17 protein-coding genes and 2 rRNA genes (1 of these 19 cut by a window edge) are annotated in these 15,714 nt (G+C 41.0%); 18 read left to right on the top strand and 1 reads right to left on the bottom strand.

Annotation, left to right across the window (positions count from 1 at the left end):
* The 13 genes from QFZ73_RS11150 to rsmI all read left to right on the top strand — a co-directional run.
* Window positions 1-446: ribosomal RNA gene (locus tag QFZ73_RS11150) — 23S ribosomal RNA — on the top strand; it begins 2,487 nt to the left of the window's first position.
* Between the two features lie 64 nt (window positions 447-510).
* Window positions 511-626: ribosomal RNA gene (gene rrf, locus QFZ73_RS11145) — 5S ribosomal RNA — on the top strand.
* 206 nt (window positions 627-832) lie between these two features.
* Window positions 833-1,051: a sigma factor G inhibitor Gin gene (locus QFZ73_RS11140; RefSeq protein ID WP_251436735.1), complete on the top strand. Its 219-nt coding sequence runs from the start codon at window positions 833-835 to the stop codon at window positions 1,049-1,051.
* Window positions 1,052-1,290: 239 nt separating this feature from the next.
* On the top strand, window positions 1,291-2,745 hold the full coding sequence (locus QFZ73_RS11135; protein ID WP_307265992.1) for an aminotransferase class I/II-fold pyridoxal phosphate-dependent enzyme: 1,455 nt from the start codon (window positions 1,291-1,293) through the stop codon (window positions 2,743-2,745).
* Window positions 2,746-2,784: 39 nt separating this feature from the next.
* Window positions 2,785-3,426 (top strand): dTMP kinase, encoded by a 642-nt coding sequence (tmk, locus tag QFZ73_RS11130; protein ID WP_307265990.1) that lies wholly within the window; start codon window positions 2,785-2,787, stop codon window positions 3,424-3,426.
* A 101-nt stretch (window positions 3,427-3,527) separates the two neighbouring features.
* On the top strand, window positions 3,528-3,857 hold the full coding sequence (locus tag QFZ73_RS11125; RefSeq protein WP_061440312.1) for a cyclic-di-AMP receptor: 330 nt from the start codon (window positions 3,528-3,530) through the stop codon (window positions 3,855-3,857).
* Window positions 3,858-4,001: 144 nt separating this feature from the next.
* Window positions 4,002-4,322 carry a YaaR family protein gene (locus QFZ73_RS11120; protein ID WP_307272733.1) on the top strand — a complete coding sequence of 107 codons (321 nt, stop codon included), beginning with the start codon at window positions 4,002-4,004 and terminating at the stop codon, window positions 4,320-4,322.
* Window positions 4,323-4,330: 8 nt separating this feature from the next.
* Window positions 4,331-5,335 (top strand): DNA polymerase III subunit delta', encoded by a 1,005-nt coding sequence (gene holB / locus QFZ73_RS11115; protein WP_373458927.1) that lies wholly within the window; start codon window positions 4,331-4,333, stop codon window positions 5,333-5,335.
* Window position 5,336: 1 nt separating this feature from the next.
* Window positions 5,337-6,167 carry a PSP1 domain-containing protein gene (locus tag QFZ73_RS11110; protein ID WP_251436724.1) on the top strand — a complete coding sequence of 277 codons (831 nt, stop codon included), beginning with the start codon at window positions 5,337-5,339 and terminating at the stop codon, window positions 6,165-6,167.
* A 50-nt stretch (window positions 6,168-6,217) separates the two neighbouring features.
* Window positions 6,218-6,556: a DNA replication initiation control protein YabA gene (gene yabA, locus QFZ73_RS11105; RefSeq protein WP_373459005.1), complete on the top strand. Its 339-nt coding sequence runs from the start codon at window positions 6,218-6,220 to the stop codon at window positions 6,554-6,556.
* Between the two features lie 178 nt (window positions 6,557-6,734).
* Window positions 6,735-7,478 carry a tRNA1(Val) (adenine(37)-N6)-methyltransferase gene (locus QFZ73_RS11100; RefSeq protein ID WP_251436719.1) on the top strand — a complete coding sequence of 248 codons (744 nt, stop codon included), beginning with the start codon at window positions 6,735-6,737 and terminating at the stop codon, window positions 7,476-7,478.
* On the top strand, window positions 7,465-7,725 hold the full coding sequence (locus QFZ73_RS11095; protein WP_251436717.1) for a GIY-YIG nuclease family protein: 261 nt from the start codon (window positions 7,465-7,467) through the stop codon (window positions 7,723-7,725). Before QFZ73_RS11100 ends, QFZ73_RS11095 begins: the two co-directional genes overlap by 14 nt.
* A gap of 1 nt (window position 7,726) precedes the next feature.
* Complete coding sequence (gene rsmI / locus QFZ73_RS11090) at window positions 7,727-8,608, top strand: 16S rRNA (cytidine(1402)-2'-O)-methyltransferase (RefSeq protein ID WP_251436715.1); 882 nt, start codon at window positions 7,727-7,729, stop codon at window positions 8,606-8,608.
* A 49-nt stretch (window positions 8,609-8,657) separates the two neighbouring features.
* Here rsmI and QFZ73_RS11085 read toward each other — a convergent pair whose 3' ends face one another.
* Window positions 8,658-8,942 carry a transition state genes transcriptional regulator AbrB gene (locus QFZ73_RS11085; RefSeq protein ID WP_048689982.1) on the bottom strand — a complete coding sequence of 95 codons (285 nt, stop codon included), beginning with the start codon at window positions 8,940-8,942 and terminating at the stop codon, window positions 8,658-8,660.
* 631 nt (window positions 8,943-9,573) lie between these two features.
* On the opposite strand from QFZ73_RS11085, the gene metG reads away from it, so the two are divergent.
* From metG to rsmA, 5 genes are all read left to right on the top strand, one after another.
* On the top strand, window positions 9,574-11,535 hold the full coding sequence (gene metG / locus QFZ73_RS11080; protein WP_307265980.1) for a methionine--tRNA ligase: 1,962 nt from the start codon (window positions 9,574-9,576) through the stop codon (window positions 11,533-11,535).
* A gap of 209 nt (window positions 11,536-11,744) precedes the next feature.
* A complete protein-coding gene (locus QFZ73_RS11075; RefSeq protein WP_251436709.1) occupies window positions 11,745-12,512 on the top strand; it encodes a TatD family hydrolase in 768 nt (255 codons plus the stop codon).
* Between the two features lie 278 nt (window positions 12,513-12,790).
* A complete protein-coding gene (locus QFZ73_RS11070) occupies window positions 12,791-13,945 on the top strand; it encodes a G5 and 3D domain-containing protein (RefSeq protein ID WP_307265978.1) in 1,155 nt (384 codons plus the stop codon).
* A gap of 250 nt (window positions 13,946-14,195) precedes the next feature.
* Window positions 14,196-14,759, top strand: coding sequence for a ribonuclease M5 (gene rnmV / locus QFZ73_RS11065; RefSeq protein WP_096340998.1), 564 nt, complete (start codon window positions 14,196-14,198; stop codon window positions 14,757-14,759).
* Window positions 14,752-15,630 carry a 16S rRNA (adenine(1518)-N(6)/adenine(1519)-N(6))-dimethyltransferase RsmA gene (gene rsmA / locus QFZ73_RS11060; protein WP_307265974.1) on the top strand — a complete coding sequence of 293 codons (879 nt, stop codon included), beginning with the start codon at window positions 14,752-14,754 and terminating at the stop codon, window positions 15,628-15,630. Before rnmV ends, rsmA begins: the two co-directional genes overlap by 8 nt.
* Window positions 15,631-15,714: the final 84 nt, after the last annotated feature.

The raw sequence follows: 15,714 nt of genomic DNA, 5'->3' as shown, positions 1-15,714 counted from the left end.
GGCTTATCTCCCCCAAGAGTCCACATCGACGGGGAGGTTTGGCACCTCGATGTCGGCTCATCGCATCCTGGGGCTGTAGTCGGTCCCAAGGGTTGGGCTGTTCGCCCATTAAAGCGGTACGCGAGCTGGGTTCAGAACGTCGTGAGACAGTTCGGTCCCTATCCGTCGCGGGCGCAGGAAATTTGAGAGGAGCTGTCCTTAGTACGAGAGGACCGGGATGGACGCACCGCTGGTGTACCAGTTGTCTTGCCAAAGGCATAGCTGGGTAGCTACGTGCGGACGGGATAAGTGCTGAAAGCATCTAAGCATGAAGCCCCCCTCAAGATGAGATTTCCCATGGCGCAAGCTAGTAAGATCCCTGAAAGATGATCAGGTTGATAGGTCAGAGGTGGAAGCGTGGCGACATGTGGAGCTGACTGATACTAATAGATCGAGGACTTAACCAACGCTTTTAAAAAAATGAAATACCTTCTTATTATCTAGTTTTGAAGGAACAATGTTCCTGATATGTTTGGTGGCGATAGCGAAGAGGTCACACCCGTTCCCATTCCGAACACGGCAGTTAAGCTCTTCAGCGCCGATGGTAGTTGGGGGTTTCCCCCTGTGAGAGTAGGACGCCGCCAAGCCATTTAAAAGATCAGCCATCCGGCTGGTCTTTTTTTCTTAATGCAAAGAAAAATCATTGGATATTAAGGGATTATCAATTATGGAAACTTTTATAAAGACATACACGTATTGAAATTCTTCATCATACATTGTTAAAAGCATCCCGGTTCTCTTAAACTATTTAAATTAATGTATGCGAACAATGGTTTTTGGGGAGAATGCAGGTATGGAGGTGGAGATGTTGGGGACAACAACAACCAAAACAACGGCAGGGGAAACATGCGCGGTTTGTGAACAAATAAAAGGAATGGGTATACATCTTTATACGACTTTTATTTGTGACGAATGCGAAAGGGATATGATCGGGACGGATACGAGCGATCCCAAGTACCAATATTACTTAAAGCAATTAAGAAAAATCACTAATCCTGAAATATTTTCATGAAAAATTAGTTTGTGGAGAGTTAAAGAGTCAGAGAAAAAAGAAATGTGTGTTTCTTTATTCTCTGATTCTTTTTTTGGTACTTTAGAAGAATGCTTGGCAGCATGCTCCCATGTTTCTGCATGCTCCCTACAAACAGACTGTTCGGAGATACATAATTGCCTTTCTGTCGACGGAATATGAGATAAAATTGAACTTATTTGATAAAATGAAAAAATACTATGATATGAGGGAAGAGAAAAATGAATCAATCACAGACACCATTGTTCGATGCAATGAGTGCTTTTCATAAAAAAGGCCCAATATCACTGCATGTCCCAGGACATAAAAATGGATGGGTGTTTAATAAAAAGGGCCAAGCCTTATACAAGCCCCTGCTTGGTATTGATGCCACGGAGATAAGCGGTTTAGATGACCTCCATGCTCCAGAGGGCGCCATTTTAAAGTCCGAGCAACTACTCGCTGATCTATATGGGGTAAAGCGGAGTTATTTTCTGGTTAATGGGTCAACCGTAGGCAACATTGCCATGATTCTTGCTGCTTGCCGGGAAGGTGATAAGGTCCTTGTCCAAAGAAACTGCCATAAATCAATTTTACATGGATTGATGTTAGCGAATGTACAACCGATTTTTATACAACCAGCCTATTATGAGAAATGGGGCATTGCTGGCGGTGTAGGATCAAAATTAATTGAGGAAGCCTTGAGTGTGCATCCAGATGTAAAAGCCATCGTTGTTACCTATCCGAATTATTATGGTCTTGGTGAAGACTTGACGGAAATGGTAAAACTCGCACATCGAAAGGGGATTCCGGTGCTGGTGGACGAAGCCCATGGCGCACATTTTCAGTTAGGAGGTCCGTTTCCTAAACCGGCAATTTCGGCAGGGGCAGATGCCGTTGTCCATTCAGCGCATAAAACACTGCCGGCCATGACGATGGGGTCATTTCTTCATGTGAATTCTTCCTTAGTTGATGTCGATCAAGTATCATTCTATTTACAAATGCTTCAGTCAAGCAGTCCATCTTACCCAATTATGGGATCGCTCGACTTGGCCAGAGCCTACTTAGCCGCTTTTACATCAGAAGATAAAAGATCCCTTATTGAAAAGATATCAGATTTTAGAGGGGAATTAGGTGCCCTGCAAACAGTAAGGGTGCTGGAGGCTCCACTAGGCACCTTGGCAGACCCGTTGAAAGTAGTCATTCAATCAACAAATGGTTTAAGCGGGTTTGAGTTACAGCAGCTATGTGAAGCCGAAGGCATTTTTACGGAATTGGCTGATCCTGATAATTTATTAATGATATTACCCTTATTAAAAATGGGTGACGAATTTCCTTTTCATGAAATCGTTGGAACTATAAAAAGTGCCACTGAAGACAGAACGGGAAACAAGGTAGCAGACCTTGGGGTCCTCTGGCGTGATGGAAGGTCAATGACAGGACTTGAAATGCCATACTCCGTCATGAAGCATAGTAAATCAAAACCTGTCGTATTACAGAAAGCAGTGGGTGAGGTATCTGCCGAGATGGTCATTCCTTATCCGCCGGGCATCCCATTAATTATGTCCGGGGAAATGATTACTCCTGAGCATATATCAAATTTGAGGAGACTGCTAGAACTGGGATCAAGGTTTCATGGCGGTTCCTCCCTTTCAAACGGAGAATTGATCGTTTATGAAAGCGGGCAGACTGGTTAAAATGATATACTACAAACAAAGAACCTTGGAGGTACATCGATGAAACGTGGTATTTTTATAACAATGGAAGGGCCTGAGGGTGCCGGGAAAACAACAATTACCCAAATGCTTGGCAAAGCTCTGCAACAAGAAGGCTACCGAGTCCTATTAACGCGTGAGCCAGGGGGAGTTCCCATTTCGGAACAAATTAGGGAAGTGATCCTTAATAAAGATAATACAGCCATGGACTCGAGAACAGAGGCTTTATTATACGCAGCAGCAAGGCGTCAGCATTTAGTGGAAGTGGTCATGCCTGAGTTGGAACGAGGGGGAATTGTCCTCTGTGACCGATTTATAGATAGCTCGTTAGCCTATCAGGGTCATGCAAGGGGTTTGGATATAGAAGAAGTTTACAATATCAATAAATTCGCAATTGGAGATATGATGCCAGATGCCACGTTCTTTTTTGATATCGACCCAGAAGAAGGATTAAGACGTATCAAGTCCAATGGGGAACGGGAAGTGAACCGGCTGGACCTTGAAGCCCTCGACTTCCATAAAAAAGTTTGTGAGGGGTATCAGTTCATTATAAATAGATGTAAAGACCGTTTCATTATCGTGGATGCAGGCCGGACAATAGATGAAGTCCTTGAGGAAACGAAAGCCAGCTTGTTGAATTTTTTAGCGGAAGCAGGAAACTAAATATATAGGTTTCCATATTATTCAACCAATACTATTCCATGCAAGGACTAGTTGCTATAATGGAGTTAGTAAAAATTCAGAGTAACCGGAGGATGATGAGAATGAAAATGATCATTGCTGTCGTTCAAGACAAGGATAGTCATCGCCTGCTGAATGAATTAGTGGAAAATAATTTCGGAACGACCAAGCTAGCCAGCACTGGCGGGTTTTTAAAATCAGGTAATACGACTTTTATGATTGGCACAGAGGATGAACGTGTTGATCAAGCCATCCAGATCATCAAACAGAATTGTCAGTCAAGATCCCAATTAGTATCACCGGTTTCACCGATGGGTGGGAATGCCGAGTCCTATGTACCTTACCCAGTGGAGATTCAAGTAGGCGGTGCGACCATTTTTGTTCTGCCGGTTGAAAACTTTTTGCAATTTTAACGGTTAGTTTCAGGGAGGTTCATTATGAAAATCAACCAGGACATCACTATTAAGCTGGATAAATCGTGTCAGGATGCCAAACAGTTTCAAACAGGAAATGGAAGATTTCAACAAATGGTCCAGACACAGGATCAAAAGATGTAAATCCAAACATTAAACCGTTTGATAGGCGATATTGAAGGGGCAGGTCAGCGTTTAGTAAGGTCACGTACTTTTAGGGAATTGGCAAAATATAAAGCATTGGTGAAACGGTTTGTTAAAGAAGCGGTTGAATATGGACTGGAACTGAAGCAATCCACGAGTTGGAACGAATATGGACAGAACCGGCCGTTGAAAACCATGGAAACGATAGATGTAAGATTAGTTGAGTTAAGCGAGGAAATTCTTAATAAAGAGAAAAGCTCGCTTGAAATATTGGAAACGATAGGCGAGATTAAAGGTCTTCTGTTTAATTTATATACTTAAGTGAGTTGATGGTTTTGGATAAAACATGGCAGGACATGAGTCAAATTCAGCCGCAGGTAATGACGATGCTGCAAAATAGCATAACGAAGAACAGGGTGGCTCATGCGTATTTATTTGAAGGGGAAAAAGGGACAGGTAAGCAAGAGATAAGCAATGCCTTTGCCAAAAGCTTACTATGTGAAGCCCCGACAGCAGGTTATGAGCCATGCGAACTTTGTCGGAATTGCAAACGGATTTCAAGTGAGAATCATCCTGATGTCCATTTGATAGAAAGAGACGGTCTCTCAATTAAGAAAGAACAAATTAAGGGGCTTCAGGAAGAATTTTCGAAAAAAAGCGTAGAGGCAGATCGAAAGGTTTATATGATTGCCGATGCGGACAAAATGTCGGTGGGGGCAGCCAACAGTCTACTGAAATTTTTAGAAGAACCTTCGGCTGATACTGTAGCAATATTGATGACCGAACAGCTTCAGAGGATTCTACCGACTATATTATCAAGGTGCCAAGTGATTTCGTTCAAGCCATTGTCTCCTGAGAATGTGAAACGGAAGCTGATAGAACAGGAAGTAGAACCACAGCTGGCCTCGGTTATCGCACATATAACACAGAATGTGGAAGCTGGAATCGAGCTTAGCCATGATGAATGGTTTGTACAAGCTCAAAAAATAGTGGTAAAATTATATGAAGTGTTAAAACTTAATTCCTTGAAGGCATTGCTGTACCTTCAGACGGATTGGTTCACGCACTTTAAAGAAAGAGAACAGGTTGACAGAGGTCTTGATTTGTTACTTCTTATATATAAGGATTTATTATACATTCAGTTGGACAAAAAGGACTTCGTTGTTTTCCAAAATAAACTGAAGGAATTTGAAACTCACGCTCTTCATCTTTCCCCAAGACGCCTTGCTGAACATATGGGTTGCATTTTGGAAGCAAAACGGAAGCTGATGTCCAACACGAATCCACAGCTGTTGATGGAACAGCTTGTGCTGAATTTGCAGGAGGGATCATGATTTGTATGATGTTGTAGGTGTCCGTTTTAAAAAGGCGGGCAAAATATACTACTTTGATCCGGGTGAATTCGCTATTCCTAAGGACGATTTTGTAATAGTGGAGACTGTCCGCGGTGTTGAATTCGGTAAAGTCGTTACAGCCCGTAAACAAGTAGATGAAAACGATGTTGTCCTGCCATTGAAAAAAGTACTTCGGGTCGCTGATGCAAAAGATAAGCTGATTGTAGACGAGAACAAGGCGGCTGCAGAAGAGGCTTACTCTATATGTTGTCAAAAGGTTGTGGAGCATAAGCTTGATATGAAGCTGGTTGATGTGGCATATACTTTCGACAGAAATAAAGTCGTGTTTTATTTTACAGCGGATGGTCGCGTGGATTTCCGTGATTTAGTCAAAGATTTAGCTGCCATATTCAGAACTCGCATAGAACTGCGCCAAATTGGGGTAAGGGATGAGGCAAAGATGCTTGGTGGCATCGGACCTTGTGGCAGAATGCTATGTTGCTCCACATTTCTTGGAGATTTTGAACCGGTTTCCATCAAAATGGCGAAGGATCAGAATTTATCATTAAACCCTACAAAAATCTCAGGTTTATGCGGTCGATTGATGTGCTGTCTGAAATATGAAAATGATGAGTATGAAAGTGCGAAGGAAATGCTTCCTGATTTAGGTGAAATGATTAATACGCCTGGTGGCAAAGGCAAAGTAGTTGGGCTTAATATTCTAGAACGCGTACTTCAGATTGAACTAATCGAGCAAGAAAGAGTATTAGAGTATACTCTAGATGAGATTCTAAAAGAGGGAGCCGTTTCTATTCAAGCCACAGATTATTAAGGTGGTGGGAGAGCGTGGATAAGAAAGATATTTTTGAGTCGGTGACCAATATGGAAGCCCAGATAGGCCAATTATATAAGCAGCTTGGAGAATTGAAGCAGAACTTAGCTGAAATCCTTGAGGAAAATCAGTCGCTCAAGCTGGAGAACGAGCATTTGCGCCATCGATTGGGCCTTGTCGAAGTCAAAAGTCCGCCTGCTGCAGTAAAGGTCAAACAAAAAGTGAAAAACCGTACTGCAAGTGCGGACAAGGTTATGGATATCGGAGAAGGCTATGATAATTTAGCACGTATCTATCAAGAAGGCTTTCATATTTGCAATCTGCATTTTGGCAGTTTACGAAAAGAAGGGGATTGCCTGTTCTGTTTATCTTTTTTAAACAAGAAGTGATAATGGAATAATATAAAAGATGTTCCATCTCTTTTACGTGATAGATAGACCGTTTACAATATATAGTGATTCGGGGTCTGACGCATACTATGAGTCAGACCCCTTTTTGTACGATAGTAATGTCGAAGCATGGACCCTAAACATGCTTTTTCCATACATGATTAGGAGGGTAACAGCAATGGTAGAACTTAAAGGAGATGAGCGCCTGGATTATCTATTGGCTGAGAATTTAAGGATCATCCAGAGCCCATCGGTGTTCTCTTTTTCATTAGATGCCGTTTTATTATCAAGGTTTGTAAATGTACCGATCCAAAAAGGTAAAATCGTAGATCTTTGCTCAGGGAATGGGGTCATACCTTTGTTGCTGAGTACAAGAACGAAAGGGACAATTACCGGTGTTGAAATTCAAGAACGGTTATATGACATGGCGCAGAGGAGCATGGACTATAATGGCGTATCCTCCCGGATCGAGATGATTCACGGGGATATAAAAGAAATTCCAAAACAGATAGGGTATAGCAAATATGATGTGGTTACTTGCAATCCACCCTATTTCCCGACGCCATCTATCGAGGAAATTAACAAAAATGAGCATTTTGCAATTGCCCGCCATGAAATAATGTGTAATCTTGAGGACGTCATGCGTGTTTCAAGTCAATTGCTGCGTCAAGGTGGGAAAGCGGCATTCGTTCATAGACCGGGCCGTCTGATGGATATCCTGCGTTTCATGAGGATGTACAGAATTGAACCGAAGCGACTGCAATTCGTTTATCCAAAGAGTTCAAAAGAAGCGAATACGATTCTTATAGAAGGGATAAAGGACGGCAACCCTGATTTGAAGATTCTTCCTCCGCTTGTTGTATATAATGATCAAAATGAGTATAATCCGGAAATCAGAAGGATTTTATATGGAGAGGAATAAGCATTATTTTTATGTTTTAAAATGCAGGGACGGCAGCTATTATGCTGGGTATACAAATAATTTGGCCCGTAGGATTGATGCTCATAATCAAGGCAGGGGTGCAAAGTATACACGAGGCCGGACCCCGGTTGAACTGATTTATCATGAAATATTCGAAACACAGACATTGGCCATGCAGGCTGAATATAAATTTAAGCAATTAACAAGAAAACAAAAGCAAAAGTGGATGGCAAAGGAGGATACATGATATGTGGCAGCAAAAGAGTTTTGAAAAAGAAGGATTGGAGCCAGCTCTATATCTGGTTCCTACTCCGATAGGAAACCTTGAGGATATGAGTTTCCGGGCTTTAAGAATCTTAAAGGAAGCGGATGTCATTGCTGCTGAGGATACGCGAAATACGAAGAAATTATGCAACTACTTTGAAATTTCGACACCTATCGTCAGTTACCATGAACATAATAAGGAGTATAGCGGGAAGCAGATGCTTGAGAGGCTTCGATCTGGAGAGGTCATCGCGTTGGTAAGTGATGCCGGCTTGCCGACGATATCCGATCCTGGATATGAACTGGTCAAAGATGCCATTGCCGAACAGTTTAAAGTAATCCCGTTGCCGGGGGCCAATGCTGCATTAACTGCATTGATCGCATCTGGACTGATTCCGCAGCCTTTTTACTTTTATGGCTTTCTACAACGGGGAGCAAAAGAAAAAAAGCAGGAACTTGAGAAATTAAAAAAAATGGAATCGACTTGGATCGTTTATGAATCGCCACATCGATTGAAAGAAACATTGAAACATATGAATGAAATTCTAGGTGATCGTCGGATAGTATTATGCCGCGAATTAACCAAGAAATTTGAAGAGTTCATTCGAGGGACTGTTAGTGAAGCATTGACGTGGGCGATGGAATCCGAAATTCGCGGTGAGTTCTGTTTAATAATAGAAGGTGGGCAATGGTCGGAGGATGAACCTGAAGAAGCTTGGTGGATGGCCCTTGACATCGTAGGTCATGTTAATCATTATATTGGAACCAAGCAGTTCACTTCAAAGGACGCAATCAAGCAGGTCGCAAAAGATCGCAATTTGCAAAAACGCGATGTATATCAAGCGTATCACATAGATATACAATAATAATAAGCAAAAAAAAACTTCCGAAGACCGGAAGTTTTTTTTATATCATTTATTTAGAAGCAGTGAAGTTTTGTTGAATTTCTTGAATAAGTAATTCTGCACCTTCACGACTAAGAATCAATTTACCATTAGCAAGTGTAAGGTTGTTATCGGAAACTTCACCTGTAACTTGGCAAGTCATGTTTGGTTTGTATTTTTTCAAGATGATGCGCTCATCATCAACATAGATTTCAAGAGCGTCTTTCTCAGCGATACCCAATGTACGACGAAGTTCGATTGGAATAACCACCCGGCCTAACTCATCAACTTTACGAACAATACCTGTAGATTTCATTTAAAAATTTCTCCTCTCAGTTACAATCTAATACCCTATTTCTATTTTTTTCGCCAATATTCGACAAATTTTTTTATAAATTTATAATACCAGCCATTCCCAAATTCGTCAATGATTTATTTTCATTTTTTTGTAAGAAATAGCATGGCTCATTTCGTGTAACAAAAAGGCATTTGAAGAGAAAAAATCGGTTATGTCTTTAAAAGTAAAGAAATGCAGGTTACAAAGAACTACTCACTTCACCACATTTCGACAAAGTGTGCACATAAAAACATACTTCATTATTATATGATTAAATATAATTTGGTTTCAAAACAAAAGTTCTGAATTAAGGATAATTTTTCGAAAAAAGTTTGCGAATATGTGAGTTGTTGCACAAAAAAAGAAATTTAGGTATATTTTGTTAAGGTAAGAGGTAATGCTGTCATAAAGGAAGTTTACGTCCAGGACCCTTATTTTTAAAATGAGATTTTCTTATAATTTTTTTATTCTATTAACATGATGATTAGATTAGTGATAATTGTCGCACAGAATTGTATATAGCGTTAAAATAGAGATAATAGCTTAAATATATTTTTATGGCTTGGGCCAGTCCTATAGCCGTTTTTTCAAAAGATGAGGAGGGAACGAAGTGCAAGATAAATTAAAAACATTCTATATCACGACACCCATATATTATCCAAGTGGTAATTTACATATAGGGCACGCGTATACGACAGTGGCAGGGGATGCCATGGCTCGTTATAAAAGGATGCGTGGTTTCGATGTCATGTATTTAACAGGCACTGATGAACATGGTCAAAAAATTCAGCGTAAAGCGGCTGAGGAAGGAATCACTCCACAGCAATATGTAGATAATATCGTATCAGGGATTAAAGAGCTCTGGGAAAAGCTTGATATTTCGTATGATGATTTCATCAGGACGACGGAAGATCGCCATAAAGAGGTCGTAGCCAAGATATTCCAAAGGCTATTGGACCAGGGTGATATATACTTGGACCAATATGAAGGGTTATATTGTACACCTTGCGAATCTTTCTTCACGGAACGTCAGGTGGAAGAAAGCAATGGAAACTGTCCTGATTGCGGCAGGCCCGTTGAAAAGGTAAAAGAGGAATCTTATTTCTTTAAGATGAGTAAATATGCCGATCGGTTATTGAAGTTTTATGAGGAAAACCCGGATTTCATTCAACCGGAATCCCGCAAAAATGAAATGATCAATAACTTCATCAAGCCTGGATTGGAAGATCTGGCCGTTTCACGTACTACTTTCGATTGGGGCATCAAGGTGCCGGGGGATCCAAAGCATGTTATTTATGTCTGGATAGATGCTTTGACCAATTATATAACGGCATTAGGGTATGGAACGGATAATGATTCTAAATACTTGAATTATTGGCCAGCCGATGTACATCTGGTCGGAAAGGAAATCGTTCGTTTCCATACAATCTATTGGCCGATCATGTTAATGGCTCTTGACGTGCCGCTTCCAAAGAAAGTCTTTGCCCACGGATGGCTTCTCATGAAAGATGGTAAAATGTCCAAATCAAAAGGGAATGTAGTGGATCCCGTTACATTGATTGATCGTTACGGTTTGGATTCTTTACGCTACTATTTATTGCGGGAAGTACCATTTGGTTCCGATGGAGTATTTACACCGGAAGGGTTTGTGGAACGGATCAATTTTGACCTGGCAAATGATTTAGGGAATTTATTAAATCGAACAGTTGCAATGGTCAATAAGTATTTTGATGGTGTGATTCCAAAATACGAAGGATCCAATGGCGAATTCGAAAAGGCTTTGCTTGAAATGAACCAAGATACGGTAGGCAAATATGAGGAAGCAATGGAAAATATGGAATTTTCAGTTGCACTAACATCCATTTGGCAACTCGTGAGCAGAACTAACAAATTCATTGATGAGACCCAGCCATGGACTCTTGCTAAAGATGAATCAAGGAAAGAAGACCTTGCCAGTGTCATGGTTCATTTGGCGGAATCATTACGCAGGACGGCCATCCTTTTGAAACCGTTCTTGACGCAAACACCGGAAAAAATCTTTGCTCAGCTTAACATCGCGGATGATGTGTTAAAGTCCTGGGACAGTTTAGCGGAGTTCGGTCAAATTCCTGCTGAAACAAAAGTCTTGAAGGGAGACCCGATCTTCCCTCGTCTGGATATGGAAGAGGAAGTTTTATATATTAAAGAACAAATGCAGGGCGGTGCCCCTAAGGCCGAGGAAAAGGTGGAAGAGACGATTCCTGAGGTTGATGAAATCACTATTGATGACTTTACAAAAGTGGAGCTTCGTGTTGCTCAGGTCATGGAAGTTGAGCCGGTAAAGAAGGCGGATAAGCTTCTTAAACTTCAGCTTGATTTGGGTTATGAGAAACGGCAAGTCGTATCAGGCATTGCACAGCACTATAAACCCGAAGATTTAGTAGGCAAAAAAGTGATATGCGTAACGAATTTGAAACCGGTTAAACTCCGTGGTGAGCTCTCTCAAGGAATGATTTTGGCGGGAAGCCAGGGTGGTGTGCTCTCAGTCGCTACAATAGATTCATCGATTCCAAATGGTTCAAAGGTAAAATAAACCGATGAAAACATAAAGGTGTTTCATATGAAACATTTTTATGTTTTTTTCTTTATCCTTTTGGAAAAAGTAATTTCATACAGATTTAGTTTTTGGTTCTACATTTATTTGTTGGGCATATAGGCCCCTTTGTAATCTGTTTGTTACCTAAATGTGAAACATAAAACTTTCATTTTTTTATAAAATAGTGCTAGAAAGGAAGAAAAATAATGTTATTTGACACACACGTACATGTTAATGCGGAACAATTCAACGAGGATCTCGAAGACGTAATAGAAAGAGCTAAGGAAGCGGGAGTCAATAATATGGTAGTCGTAGGTTTTGACCGGCCTACTATTATAAGGGCAATGGAATTAATAGAAGCTTATGATTTCATGTATGCCGCAGTCGGATGGCATCCTGTGGATGCTATAGATATGACAGAAGAGGACTTACAATGGATCGAGGAATTATCAAATCATCCAAAGGTTGTGGCCATTGGTGAGATGGGCCTGGATTATCATTGGGATAAGTCACCGAAAGAAGTTCAAATGGAGGTGTTCAGAAAGCAAATCCGATTGGCAAAAAAGGTGGGGCTACCCATTATCATCCATAATCGGGAAGCGACCGCGGATATCGTGCACATATTAAAGGAAGAAGAGGCATCAAGGGTTGGAGGCATCATGCATTGCTTTAGCGGAAGTGCAGAAACGGCTTTGGAATGCATCAATATGAATTTTTATATTTCATTGGGTGGCCCTGTGACCTTCAAGAATGCAAGAAAACCAAAGGAAGTGGCAGCAGCCGTACCTTTAGACCGTTTACTGATAGAGACCGATTGTCCATACTTGGCTCCCCATCCTTATAGAGGGAAGCGTAATGAACCTTCGTATGTGAAGCTTGTTGCTGAACAAATTGCAGAAATCAAACAACTCACAATAGAGGAAGTTTCCCAGGCAACAACGGAAAATGCCAAGAAATTATTCGGCATTAACTGACATTTTTTTTTACAATATCTCCCGGGGTTCGCTAGCTAAAATCGCATTTTTTAAGGTTTCTACAAATCTCACTCCAACTATAGGCTTATTATGTCGAGAAGTCGCCCTTTTCTTTTCGATATGGAATATGCATAATAGGTAGTAATTTCCTGAATGAGAAGTGAATGGGTTGACAGCTTGATAACTAAGTCTATATAATCACCGGGAGGAAGGAGGAGTTTTTCATTCTATTAAAAACTATGAAAAACCTTATTCCCAAACCTTTTGGGAAGAAGAGAATGGCTATTGCCATTTGCAGTGCTATTCTTGTTTCTACAGCATTGGGAATACTAATATATCAAGGAACAAAGGATACAGTAACAATCATGCTAGACGGAAAAAAAGAGGTAGTGCGTACACACGCGGCTACTGTAAATGATATGTTGGAAGATTTAGAGATTACCGTTCAAGCCGCAGACTATGTCCACCCATCAAGAGCCACAAAGGTTGATGATGATTTAGAAGTGGTTTGGAAGCCTGCACAAAAAATCGTCATGGTACAGGATGGTAAGAGGAAGGAAGTTTGGTCCACTGCCGATACGGTAGACGAACTTTTAAAAGACCAAGATCTTAGTGTGAAGGAACAGGATAAGATCATCCCTTCAAAAAGTACGAAGCTGAAAGCGAATATGGAAGTTGCCATAGACAAAGCCTTTTCACTGAAATTAGTGGTAGGTGGAGACGAAAAGCAGGTATGGTCAACTTCGACTACTGTCGCTGACTTTTTAAAGCAACAAGGAGTAAAGCTCAATGATTTGGATCGAGTTGAGCCAGAATTAACCGAAAAGGTTGAAGCTGAGAATACGGTAAACGTAGTTCGAATTGAAAAAGTCACCGATGTAGTGGAAGAACCAGTTGACTTTGCTGTCATAACAAAAAAAGATGACTCTTTATCAAAAGGGAAAGAGAAAATTGTCAAAGAAGGAAAAGACGGACTCGTTTCTAAGAAATATGAAGTTATTAAAGAAAATGGCAAAGAGGTCAAAAGAGAATTACTTTCAGAAAAAGTAGTTAATAAAAAGCAGGATAAAGTTGTAACGGTCGGAACTCGAACGACGGTTGCCCAAGCATCACGCGGAGTAACTAACGTTAGTTCTTCAAGTGGAAAAGAAATATACGTATCATCAACAGCTTATACTGCCAGTTGTAAGGGCTGTTCCGGTGTCACGTCCACAGGAGTAGATCTAAAGAGTAATCCGGGTGCGAAAATCATTGCTGTCGATCCAAACGTAATTCCTATGGGGTCAAAAGTATATGTAGAGGGCTACGGCTATGCAGTAGCTGCTGACAAAGGCGGAGCAATAAAGGGAAATAGGATTGACGTATTCTTTTCCTCAAAAAATGATGCCTATCGCTGGGGTGTAAAGAGAGTAAAGATTCGTGTATTGGACTAATAAGGTTTCTCTCGCAGGAGATGAATTCGTCTCCTGTTTTTTGCGTTTTATTTTCCATTTGTTGAAAAACCCCATGTAAAACTGTTTTAATAAGATAGACGTCTCACTATTCCATAAGATTTCAATATATGCGTTGAACTTTCATAAATGACCTTGACTGGATTCTCTATCCAGAAAATTTTACGGGGGACCGGTTACGTTTATCCAAGAGCTAATCAAAGCGCTTGCGCTTTTCTGTATGGAGGAAACCATGAAAAAGATTAAAGAAATTATTGTTGTAGAAGGAAAAGACGATACGGTAGCGATAAAAAGGGCTGTTAATGCTGATACAATAGAAACCAACGGTTCAGCGGTTAATGAGTCATGTATTGAGCAGGTGAGGCTTGCACAAAAGACACGTGGAGCCATCATTTTCACAGACCCTGATTTTCCAGGTCAAAAAATCAGGAATATAATTTCGGAACAAGTAAAAGGCTGTAAACACGCCTTTTTAACGAAGAAGGAAGCCCTTCCTAAGTCAGGTAGAGGAATTGGTGTGGAACATGCTTCTCCTGAGGCAATTCGTAATGCTTTAAAGGATGCCCAATTAATGGATGAAGAGGCTTCAGAAGAGATTTCACAGCAGGATTTAATAGATGCAGGTTTAATCGGGGGATCCGGTGCCAAGGAACGAAGGGAAAAACTTGGATCTATTTTAAAAATCGGGTTTACCAATGGTAAACAGTTATATAAGAGACTAAAAATGTTCCAAATATCAACTGAGGCTTTTGAGAAAGCGATGGTACAGATAATTCAGGAGGAAAAAAATGAATAAGGATATTGCAACCCCTGTCAGAACGAAAGAAATATTAAAGAAATACGGATTCTCCTTTAAAAAGAGCTTAGGCCAAAACTTTTTAATCGATACGAATATCTTGAAACGTATTGTCGAACATGCCAATTTGACAGAGGAAAGCGGCGCCATCGAAATTGGGCCGGGAATCGGGGCATTGACGGAACAACTAGCGAAAAGCAGCAAAAAGGTTACGGCCTTTGAGATTGATCAGCGTCTGCTGCCCATCTTATCGGATACACTGTCTCCCTATGACAATGTAAACATCATTCACGGGGATGTTCTCAAAGCTGATGTCAAGAAGGTCATCGAGGAGGAATTTGCTGGCTTCTCGGACTTGATGGTTGTTGCAAATCTGCCATACTATGTCACGACGCCCATCATTTTAAAGCTATTGTCCGAGGACCTGCCCATTAGGGGCATCGTGTGCATGCTGCAAAAGGAAGTGGCTGATCGAATTGCCGCAAAGCCTGGGACAAAGGAATACGGTTCTTTATCCATTGCCATTCAATATTATACGGAAGCCGAAACGGTGATGATAGTACCCAAAACGGTATTCATGCCTCAGCCTAATGTTGATTCAGCTGTAATCCGCCTTACTAGGCGCGTGAAGCCAATCGTCGAGGTCCTGGATGAGGATTTCTTCTTCATTGTGACCCGGGCGAGCTTTGCACAGCGTCGGAAAACGATTTTAAATAACTTAACCAGTCAGCTGCCAGATGGTAAATCGAAAAAAGAACTCATACTTGCCGCTCTCGAAGCCGCAGAAGTGGATCCTTCCAGACGAGGAGAAACACTGAGCATCAAAGAATTTGGCCGCCTAAGTGATGCGTTATTGCCGAATTTCAAATAAAGAAGATTCAAGTCGGAATGGGGTAACTCCCAGCTTCCGGCTTTTTTCATTTTGAAATTGGCCCATCATGATGGAACGTACCCG

Source organism: Peribacillus sp. V2I11 (assembly GCF_030817135.1).
GTDB classification, from domain to species: domain Bacteria; phylum Bacillota; class Bacilli; order Bacillales; family DSM-1321; genus Peribacillus; species Peribacillus simplex.
This window is presented reverse-complemented; position numbering and strand designations above follow the sequence as displayed.

Coding starts and splice junctions, on each gene's coding strand:
- tmk (WP_307265990.1), top strand. CDS start 2,785: ATGAAACGTGGTATTTTTATAACAATGGAAGGGCCTGAGGGTGCCGGG.
- rsmA (WP_307265974.1), top strand. CDS start 14,752: ATGAATAAGGATATTGCAACCCCTGTCAGAACGAAAGAAATATTAAAG.
- QFZ73_RS11075 (WP_251436709.1), top strand. CDS start 11,745: ATGTTATTTGACACACACGTACATGTTAATGCGGAACAATTCAACGAG.
- QFZ73_RS11140 (WP_251436735.1), top strand. CDS start 833: ATGGAGGTGGAGATGTTGGGGACAACAACAACCAAAACAACGGCAGGG.
- QFZ73_RS11085 (WP_048689982.1), bottom strand. CDS start 8,942: ATGAAATCTACAGGTATTGTTCGTAAAGTTGATGAGTTAGGCCGGGTG.
- QFZ73_RS11125 (WP_061440312.1), top strand. CDS start 3,528: ATGAAAATGATCATTGCTGTCGTTCAAGACAAGGATAGTCATCGCCTG.
- QFZ73_RS11135 (WP_307265992.1), top strand. CDS start 1,291: ATGAATCAATCACAGACACCATTGTTCGATGCAATGAGTGCTTTTCAT.
- rnmV (WP_096340998.1), top strand. CDS start 14,196: ATGAAAAAGATTAAAGAAATTATTGTTGTAGAAGGAAAAGACGATACG.
- QFZ73_RS11095 (WP_251436717.1), top strand. CDS start 7,465: ATGGAGAGGAATAAGCATTATTTTTATGTTTTAAAATGCAGGGACGGC.
- holB (WP_373458927.1), top strand. CDS start 4,331: ATGGTTTTGGATAAAACATGGCAGGACATGAGTCAAATTCAGCCGCAG.
- QFZ73_RS11070 (WP_307265978.1), top strand. CDS start 12,791: ATGGCTATTGCCATTTGCAGTGCTATTCTTGTTTCTACAGCATTGGGA.
- rsmI (WP_251436715.1), top strand. CDS start 7,727: ATGTGGCAGCAAAAGAGTTTTGAAAAAGAAGGATTGGAGCCAGCTCTA.
- QFZ73_RS11100 (WP_251436719.1), top strand. CDS start 6,735: ATGGTAGAACTTAAAGGAGATGAGCGCCTGGATTATCTATTGGCTGAG.
- yabA (WP_373459005.1), top strand. CDS start 6,218: ATGGAAGCCCAGATAGGCCAATTATATAAGCAGCTTGGAGAATTGAAG.